The organism is Enterobacter sp. 50588862, from assembly GCF_001462935.1.
GTDB classification, from domain to species: Bacteria; Pseudomonadota; Gammaproteobacteria; order Enterobacterales; family Enterobacteriaceae; genus Enterobacter; species Enterobacter bugandensis.
The window spans coordinates 1-971 of record NZ_LNHM01000030.1 but is presented as its reverse complement, the minus strand read 5'-3'; the positions used below and the strand labels follow the sequence as shown (position 1 = coordinate 971).

Annotated in this window: 1 protein-coding gene; it reads right to left on the bottom strand. The window is 53.6% G+C overall.

Features of this window, described 5'->3' with window-relative positions; translation table 11 throughout:
• Positions 1-971 (bottom strand): elongation factor Tu (gene tuf, locus APT89_RS17525; protein ID WP_047363855.1); only part of this gene is annotated, 971 nt, incomplete at both ends.

Here is a 971-nt window from a genome sequence, read left to right as displayed (position 1 = left end):
AGAACTTTAGCAACAACGCCCGCGCCAACGGTACGGCCGCCTTCACGGATTGCGAAACGCAGACCGTCGTCCATCGCGATTGGGTGGATCAGAGTCACAACCATCTTGATGTTGTCGCCTGGCATTACCATCTCTACGCCTTCTGGCAGTTCGATGGTACCGGTCACGTCAGTTGTACGGAAGTAGAACTGTGGACGGTAGCCTTTGAAGAACGGAGTATGACGGCCGCCTTCGTCTTTGGACAGAATGTACACTTCAGATTCGAACTTGGTGTGTGGCTTGATTGAGCCTGGCTTCGCCAGAACCTGACCACGTTCGATTTCTTCACGTTTGATACCACGCAGCAGAACACCAACGTTCTCACCAGCACGGCCTTCGTCCAGCAGTTTGCGGAACATTTCAACGCCAGTACAGGTAGACTTCGCAGTCTCTTTGATACCAACGATTTCAACTTCTTCACCAACTTTGATGATACCGCGCTCTACACGACCGGTAACAACGGTACCACGACCGGAGATGGAGAATACGTCTTCGATTGGCAGCAGGAATGGCTTGTCAATCGCACGCTCTGGTTCTGGGATGTAAGAATCCAGGAAGCCAGCCAGTTCGATGATTTTCGCTTCCCACTCTGCGTCGCCTTCCAGCGCTTTCAGCGCGGAACCACGAACGATTGGGGTATCGTCGCCTGGGAAATCGTACTGAGACAGCAGTTCACGAACTTCCATCTCTACCAGTTCCAGCAGCTCTTCGTCATCAACCATGTCGCATTTGTTCAAGAACACGATGATGTAAGGAACGCCTACCTGACGACCCAGCAGGATGTGCTCACGAGTCTGAGGCATTGGGCCGTCAGTCGCAGCAACAACCAGGATCGCGCCGTCCATCTGCGCAGCACCGGTGATCATGTTTTTAACATAGTCGGCGTGGCCTGGGCAGTCTACGTGTGCGTAGTGGCGAGTCGGGGTGTCGTA